9 protein-coding genes are annotated in these 6,000 nt (G+C 37.4%); 6 read left to right on the forward strand and 3 right to left on the reverse strand.

Annotated features, from left to right (window positions below; all coding sequences use genetic code 11):
- The first annotated feature begins 439 nt into the window (after positions 1-439).
- The 4 genes from NRL14_RS16940 to NRL14_RS16955 all read left to right on the forward strand — a co-directional run bounded on the left by NRL14_RS16940 (position 440) and on the right by NRL14_RS16955 (position 2,548).
- Positions 440-934 carry a hypothetical protein gene (locus tag NRL14_RS16940; protein ID WP_007378461.1) on the forward strand — a complete coding sequence of 165 codons (495 nt, stop codon included), beginning with the start codon at positions 440-442 and terminating at the stop codon, positions 932-934.
- A 156-nt stretch (positions 935-1,090) separates the two neighbouring features.
- Positions 1,091-1,678 carry an ACP phosphodiesterase gene (locus tag NRL14_RS16945; protein ID WP_149614730.1) on the forward strand — a complete coding sequence of 196 codons (588 nt, stop codon included), beginning with the start codon at positions 1,091-1,093 and terminating at the stop codon, positions 1,676-1,678.
- 54 nt (positions 1,679-1,732) lie between these two features.
- Positions 1,733-1,924 (forward strand): hypothetical protein, encoded by a 192-nt coding sequence (locus NRL14_RS16950; RefSeq protein ID WP_008134268.1) that lies wholly within the window; start codon positions 1,733-1,735, stop codon positions 1,922-1,924.
- Positions 1,925-2,206: 282 nt separating this feature from the next.
- Positions 2,207-2,548, forward strand: a complete 342-nt coding sequence (locus NRL14_RS16955; protein WP_033028867.1) for a YajD family HNH nuclease — start codon at positions 2,207-2,209, stop codon at positions 2,546-2,548.
- A gap of 67 nt (positions 2,549-2,615) precedes the next feature.
- On the opposite strand, the gene NRL14_RS16960 is transcribed toward NRL14_RS16955, so the two are convergent.
- Both NRL14_RS16960 and NRL14_RS16965 read right to left on the reverse strand, forming a co-directional pair.
- Positions 2,616-3,050 carry a nuclear transport factor 2 family protein gene (locus NRL14_RS16960; RefSeq protein ID WP_033038104.1) on the reverse strand — a complete coding sequence of 145 codons (435 nt, stop codon included), beginning with the start codon at positions 3,048-3,050 and terminating at the stop codon, positions 2,616-2,618.
- 99 nt (positions 3,051-3,149) lie between these two features.
- Positions 3,150-3,620 carry a YHS domain-containing (seleno)protein gene (locus NRL14_RS16965; RefSeq protein ID WP_008165251.1) on the reverse strand — a complete coding sequence of 157 codons (471 nt, stop codon included), beginning with the start codon at positions 3,618-3,620 and terminating at the stop codon, positions 3,150-3,152.
- A 126-nt stretch (positions 3,621-3,746) separates the two neighbouring features.
- Between NRL14_RS16965 and NRL14_RS16970 the strand changes: the two genes are divergently transcribed.
- Entirely contained in the window at positions 3,747-4,568 is an 822-nt protein-coding gene (locus NRL14_RS16970) for an AraC family transcriptional regulator (RefSeq protein ID WP_306725189.1), read from the forward strand.
- Between the two features lie 24 nt (positions 4,569-4,592).
- Here NRL14_RS16970 and NRL14_RS16975 read toward each other — a convergent pair whose 3' ends face one another.
- Positions 4,593-5,498: an alpha/beta hydrolase gene (locus NRL14_RS16975; RefSeq protein WP_306725191.1), complete on the reverse strand. Its 906-nt coding sequence runs from the start codon at positions 5,496-5,498 to the stop codon at positions 4,593-4,595.
- Between the two features lie 205 nt (positions 5,499-5,703).
- On the opposite strand from NRL14_RS16975, the gene NRL14_RS16980 reads away from it, so the two are divergent.
- On the forward strand, positions 5,704-5,952 hold the full coding sequence (locus tag NRL14_RS16980) for a hypothetical protein (protein WP_306725190.1): 249 nt from the start codon (positions 5,704-5,706) through the stop codon (positions 5,950-5,952).
- The last annotated feature ends 48 nt before the right edge of the window (positions 5,953-6,000 follow it).

Genomic DNA, 6,000 nt, shown 5'->3' on the forward strand with positions numbered 1-6,000 from the left:
AGGAAGGAGTCTTCGCTTTCTCTGGCCCCGATCATTACGTTTGATTCCGGAGGCAATTAATTGATTTGAACGTAAACGTCATGAAATAAATTATTCATCAGTTGCTTATGTCCAGGGCATGGTGACTGGGAAGCTCGTTTTTATTTATGGTTACGCTATTCATGCTTGCCACAGGGCATCAATACCTTTATGTGCTGTAAGTGAACTCCGGGATCTACTTAACTAGAGTTCATGTTATTTATATAAAAACGCGCACTACTTGTTGATGAGTGTAATTATATGGGTAGGAGTTTTTTACAAAATTTAGTAATTTTTACTTTAATAATAAGAATGTTAGAACTGGATTTTAATTTATCTCATTGATTTAAAATAATAATTTATTTGGTTCGAGTTTTGCTCAGTAGTAAGTGTATTTTCTTAAATAAATAAAGGAGTTATTATGAGTACCGTTATTACTGGGTTATTCGAAAGTGCATCACAAGCAACACTCGCAATTTACAGATTAGAAGCTTTAGGTATCAACGAAGCTGATATTAGTATTGTAGCCAACGACTCATACGCAAAGGAAGATTTTGCTGTAGACGAAGGTACTAAAGCTGCCGAGGGCGGCATTATAGGCGCAGCTTCAGGTGGTATTCTTGCTGCAATTATTGGTGGATTTACTGCCGTAGGGACTGTAGCAACAGGTGGTACAGGCTTATTAGTTGCCGGTCCATTAGTCGCTGCATTTGCCGCTGGTGGCGCAGGCGCTGCAGTAGGTGGTACTTTAGGGGCCGCAGTTGGTGCGTTTATCCCTGAGCATGAAATTAAGTATTACGAAGATGCCATTGAAAAAGGCTCTATATTAATTGGTATTAAGTACGATAGTGACAACAAAAACGCTATTGAAGAAATACTTAATAATGCAGGCGCAAGTAATGTTTCTACAGCGTAATGCTAATTAATTAGTTTCAAAATTAATAAAAAAGGTGAAACTTAGTTTCACCTTTTTTATGCTATTTTGCTTTTGATTAGGCATAAATCTCACTTTAAGTAGCGCTTACAATTAAGTTATTATTTTAACTGTATTAATACCAAGCCCGAGAACACTTTGAATTATTTAGCTCACCTTTATTTAGCACAGCCTACAGCCGATTCTCACTTTGGGAACTTATTGGGCGACTTTGGTGGTAAAAGGCATGTAGAGCACTTACCAAACACGGTTAAAAATGGGCTCGATAACCACTATTTAGTCGATAAATTTACCGACTCCCATCCTTTAGTTAAACACGCCAAGCAGTACTTTTCACCCGAGCGTAAGCGATTTGCTGGTGTGGCTATTGATGTGGTGTTTGATCACTTTTTAATTGTGCATTGGCAACACTTTAGCAAGCAATCTTTAAGTGAGTTTAAGTACACCAGCTACCAGCTTTTAAATCAGCGCATACCTGTTATGCCAACGTGTATGCAGCATGTTGTAACAAGTATGACTAAAAACGATTGGTTTAAAGAATACGAAACCATTGATGGAATAGGGCTAGCACTTGATAATATTGCCAAGCGTATTCGTTTTACTAACACTTTTTCGGGTGCGGCTGATGATATAGCGCGTAACTACGATGAATTAGAAGCCGTGTTTCTAGCGTTTTTTCCGGAGCTAATTAAGCATGTAAGTAAGTCTGGTTTTGAAAGCACTTAAAAAAGTTAGATAAAGAGCTTTATTTAAAGTCAGTACGCATAACTATACGATGATTTGGCTGGGCGTTTTTTTGCTATTAACGACATTGAAATTGGTTATTCAGCCGATATTTTTGAAGATGATGTTGAAACAAAAACACAAGATATACTGCTTTCTTATAGAAAATTTAAAAATTCTAACATCACTTTTAACTATCAAACGCTTGAAGGGCTGCAAGGCACGGCTAGCAATTTAGGCGGCAATTAGTTAGGACAATTTTCTCGAAAAATACACGTTCAACTAAGTTTGAGCTATCTGGCCAACACAACTCTTATACCTTCAATAATACAAATCCAGATCTAGGTTTAAAAGATCTAGGTAGCGACATACAGCGGTGAAATTTCTTGGACTTCCGACAATAAAAAACTTATGGTCGTACTACGCGCTTGAGAACAAACAGGCCGACATATAGATACTTTTTTTGGTGACTTGTCAGTAATTAAGTTTTTTAGTATTGAGCACCGTAATAGTGAATTAAGCAGGAATATTATGAGTAAGAATAATGATGTACCTCAGGCTTATGTGAAGCAAGAGGAAGGCTATCGAATAAAGGCCTTAAGATTGTACCCTTGGGTATGCGGGCGTTGTGCTCGTGAGTTTGAGTACTCTAATTTACGTGAGTTAACGGTGCATCATGTTGATCACAACCACAGTAATAATCCTGAGGATGGCAGTAATTGGGAGTTATTGTGTATTTATTGCCACGATAATGAGCACAATAAATACCACGAACACATTATGTATGGCGGGTCGACTACAGAGCGAAAAGTAGAGGCTGCAACGCATTCTCCGTTTGCTGATTTAAAATCGCTGTTAAATAAATCAAAGTAATATTTGAACCAAGTTAATGATTAAATAAATAGGCTAAAATTTATAACAGCGATTACTGGCTTAACAGTTATTGCAAAATGTAAGCTTTAGCGATTATTTTCCATTCATTATCTAATTTAGATAATGTTAGTGCATCATAAAAACGGTTAGTAGAACGAAATAAAACAACAGCTAAACGATCGTCAACTATGTTCATACTAATAATTTCACCATCGAGGTTTCCACCCGCTGGATTTTTGTTTGATGCCCATTGGTTAAGCACACTGGTCATATCTTTATACGACTTAATAACGTTTTTACCGTCGTCGTTTTTTACTACACCAACCATTGTTGCGTGCTCTGCTGCAAATGCGCGAAATAAACGCTCTTTATTCGCCTCACCTTGACCCTGAAAGTAGTCGTTTACTGCAGCTTTTATCGCGACTTTATCAGAGGCTTTATCTGCGTGTGCACTGAACGATAAAAAGGTAACACTTATAATAACTAACAACGATTTCAACATAAAACTCTCTTTTACTAATTCTAACACGCACTAAACTTAAGGTTGCTGGCGTAAGCTAAAGCAACCTCATAATATTATATTTAAGTTAAATTTTACTAATTAAAGCTCTTTGGCTGTTTTGTCTTTTATGTCAAACCAGTTTGAATCGGCTGAAGTAATAAAGCCTGGTACGTCTTTTAGCCATTGTTTTTGAACCGATTTATCAAGATTTAAATAAAGTTTGTTTTCAACAATTTTGAAAGCCTCTGGATCTACGTCAAACTTTTTCTCCATTGATACACCAAATGCACAAAAGCCACCAAATTGTGGGGCGTATTTTTCTGGGTTAGCTCTAAATAAGTCGCGGTGCTTAGCTGAGCTGAACTTATAAATGGCATTTTTATGCGTTGCAGTATATTCAGAACTGCCTGTTACCGCTTTGTTTTGGGTAAAGTAAGCAACGGTATCGTAACCACTAATTGCAATGTCGTTAACGTCGGCATTTGCGTCTATGTCTGCTGCAAAGCTTAGTGAACTTGCAAGTACCGATGCTGCAAAAAAAGCTGATTTAGTGAGTGTCGAAAATTTCATGTGTATCTCCAAAGGGGAATTTAATTAGTGTGTTTGTTTAAAACTCAACTGTACTTTATCGTTATTGTTTGGTTAATATGCGTCTATTAGTCTGTATTTTCATACCAATAATCCAAAGAGGCGTTTATGGACGTACTTTCGAGTGTGCTGAGGCATTTTTCACTTAATGCCAATGTGTTTTTTAGTGGGAACATGTGTGGTACTAGCGACTTTAGTGACGATAAAGGTGTTGGGCATTTACATTTATTGCGCTCAGGTACGTTAAAAGTGCGCAGTAATAATGGCTTTGAAGTCGTTTTGTCTAAGCCTTCGGTTATATTTTTTCCTCGCTCTACAGGGCACTGTTTATTTTCGGATAAGGGGGAGGGGGCTGATTTAGTGTGTGCACAAATTAGCTATCAAAGTGGAGGGCATAGCCCTTTATTGCAGGCGCTGCCTTATTGCTTAAATTACGAATTAACGGGTGATGGATTATTAGCGCAAAGTGCTTTTTGGATTTTTGATGAGGCATTTAAAGACGCCAGCGGTAAGCATTTAATTATAGATCGCTTATGCGATGTATTTTTAATTAGTGTGCTGCGAAAAGTACTAGAAGAAGGCACAATTAAAAGCGGGATGATGGCAGGGCTTGCCCATCCTCAGTTGGCTAAGGTATTAATTAAAATACATCAAACCCCAGAGCAAAGCTGGTCGCTCAGAACTATGGCTGAGGAATGTGGTATGTCGCGCTCTAAATTTGCCGATACCTTTAAGCGAGTAATTGAGCAAACACCGGCTGACTATTTGGCTGATTGGCGTTTATCGGTTGCTAAAAAGCTTATTTTAAAAAATCAAAATATGGATTTAGTGGCTAATCAGGTTGGGTACGAAAATGGCTCTGCACTTGCCCGTGTATTTAGAAAAAAAACAGGGCAAGCGCCAAAAGAGTGGTTATTGAGTCAGCAGTAAGCTTTATTTTTTGTGTGCTAACTACTATTCGTTTTTAATTAAGTAATTTGAATCGAGCGACCAAAAGTTGTTTTCGAGCTTTTGTAGAGGTCGTTTTTTAGAGCCTGGTGATGCTTTATGTAATATTAAATTAATCAGATCTGAGCTGACTGCAGGATCACTATGAAAGTAGTCATGGCCTATTAGGCTGCCAGATTTAGGTACTTTAATTAGGCTTACGTTACCTACAGAAGTGAATATGTCTTGCTCATTTATGTTTACATCTTTGGTGTTTAGCCGACCAAAGCTCAAGCTGTTTGTTAGCCACTGTGAAATACCCAATGCGCTATCTTCTTGAGAGGTGTAAATGGTGATTTGTCCAAATGCAGGTCCAAATTGCTCTGCCATTAACCTTTGTTTAATAATACCAAAATCGAGATCAGGAGCTGCTAAAATTAAGTTTTCAATACGCAGGTCTTCTCGGGGATTTCCGCCACTGGCTCTGTTCTCAATTATAAGCTCTCTAAGTGTTGTGGTTACTACATCGGTGCCACGGCTATGCGCAATAATATGAATGTTTTCTATTTCAGGATTTTTGAAAAGTAGTCGCAAAGTTTCTTTTAAATGAAAAATAGTGAATTGACCAGACTCTTTATCTTCAAAATAGCCGGTTAATCCCGTGGCGGCGGCAGGCCAAGAGTAAACAATAGGTACGCCTTGTCGGTTCAAAAAATGCCATATACCGGCAAGGGTAAATACTGATTCGTTAAAGGTATTATTAAAGCCATGAACAAATAATATAACGTCTTTATTTGTACTGTTTTTTAAACGCTGATTAATGTTTTTGTTTAACTGGGTTTCGTGAAAAATCTTTCGTTCTAAAATATCTTCGTCAATTTGGAGTTTGCTTTTACAAGGCTGGGTGTTAATAGTAAGAGGGCTAACAAACAGCTAGCGTAAAATGGCTTAATCATATTCATCCTTTTAGTTTTTATACCAAACCTGTAAATAGGCTTGGCAATCCCTGTGTTTAATAGTGAATTAATATTGCACAGCTAAAAAGTAAACACAATTATCAGATTTTATAGGGACTCAGTAATAGGTATAATCGCTGCGTTTATTGGTTTTATTATTTTCTTACAAGGAAGTTATTTATATGCCTGATATAACGGCTCTATTTTATATTGCGATTATGGCTTTTTATTTATTACACAAAAACGAAGAGGGCAAAATATTAGTGCCCATAATAGGTTTTGCTGCAATTCCTCTTTTTAGCAACGATTACTGGCTATGGTTTAAGGTAAGCGTAGGGTTAGGAATTTATGTATTGATGGTGGAAAAAGCTAAAGCAGGGTATACCGGTGGTGGGGCTGTTTCCAGGGCAAGATCACGAACTTTACCTTGACTTAAAAGTATGATCTTATACTCCTTTTTTAAGGAGCATCCCCATGTC

Source organism: Pseudoalteromonas sp. 20-92 (assembly GCF_030847595.1).
Classification (GTDB): domain Bacteria; phylum Pseudomonadota; class Gammaproteobacteria; order Enterobacterales; family Alteromonadaceae; genus Pseudoalteromonas; species Pseudoalteromonas fuliginea.